Genomic DNA, 1,397 nt, shown 5'->3' on the forward strand with positions numbered 1-1,397 from the left:
AAAAAAATATTAAAATATAAATATCAATGAATTAAAAAATTATATTAAAAAAAATTCCGAAATTTGTTCCGATAAAATATTTGAGAATGAATTGCTATGTTATTAATCTTTCATCCAACTTATTTAACATAAAATCTCATCTACCCAATTCGGGTGTCAAAACCAAAAATCTAATTTTTATAAGCAGATACTCGCTATACTTAAGCAAATTTAGGTATTACTCGAGATTCTTGCTTCATGACCCAGGTTCAACTTCAACAACTACAAAAACATCTTTGGAATATTGCAAACGATTTACGTGGAAAAATGGGGGCTGATGAGTTCCGTGACTACATTCTCGGCTTCATTTTCTACAAATACCTGTCTGAAAAAGCGATTAGCTTTGCCAATGAACTATTGCAAGATGAAGGCCTAGCAGAAAAATACCATCAACTTGATGAAAATAACCCTGATCACGCTGAACTGATTGATGGCATTAAAGAAAACTCAGTCGAAGAAGTCGGTTATGCCCTGGCACCAAAGCAACTGTTCCATACAATTGCTGAGCGTGGTCGTCAGGGTGAGTTCATTCTTGATGAGCTTTCAAATACCTTACGAGAAATCGAACGTAGTACCTTGGGTGCTGAATCTGAAGATGATTTCGCCAATCTGTTTGAAGATCTTGACCTCAATTCAACCAAATTAGGCAACAATGCCAACGACCGTAATGAACTGGTCAGCAAAGTACTGACGCATTTAGACAATATTGATTTTGATCTCAGTAACTCAGAATCAGATGTATTGGGTGATGCCTACGAATACCTGATTGGTGAGTTTGCATCTGGTGCAGGTAAAAAAGCAGGTGAATTCTATACACCTCAAACCGTATCAACCTTGCTTGCAAAGATCGTGACTCAAGGTAAAGAACGTCTACGTTCAGTCTATGATCCGACATGTGGTTCAGGCTCATTACTCTTACGTGTAAAACGTGAAGTTCAAGATGTCGATATGATTTACGGTCAAGAGATGAACCGTACCACCTACAACCTGGCACGAATGAACATGATTCTGCATGATGTTCACTTTGCCAAATTCGATATCAAGCAAGAAGACACTCTCACTCGGCCACAGCACATTGATCAGCGTTTTGAAGCAGTGGTCGCCAATCCTCCATTCTCAGCCAAATGGTCAGCAGATCCAATCTTCTTACAAGACGAGCGTTTTAGCCGTTTTGGTAAACTTGCACCAAGCTCAAAAGCAGATATGGCTTTTGTTCAACACATGCTTCATCAACTCGATCACAACGGCACTATGGCGGTTGTTCTACCGCATGGTGTGTTGTTCCGTGGTTCAAGTGAAGGTGTGATTCGTCAGTACCTGATTGAGAAACTGAATGTCATTGATGCTGTGATTGGCTT

General features: G+C 39.4%; 1 protein-coding gene. It reads left to right on the forward strand.

Annotation, left to right across the window (positions count from 1 at the left end):
- Positions 1–237: 237 nt before the first annotated feature.
- A partial coding sequence (locus F947_RS00105; protein WP_004967664.1) for a type I restriction-modification system subunit M occupies positions 238–1,397 on the forward strand: 1,160 nt, incomplete at its 3' end.

This window comes from Acinetobacter towneri DSM 14962 = CIP 107472, from assembly GCF_000368785.1.
In the GTDB taxonomy this organism is placed as follows: Bacteria; Pseudomonadota; Gammaproteobacteria; order Pseudomonadales; family Moraxellaceae; genus Acinetobacter; species Acinetobacter towneri.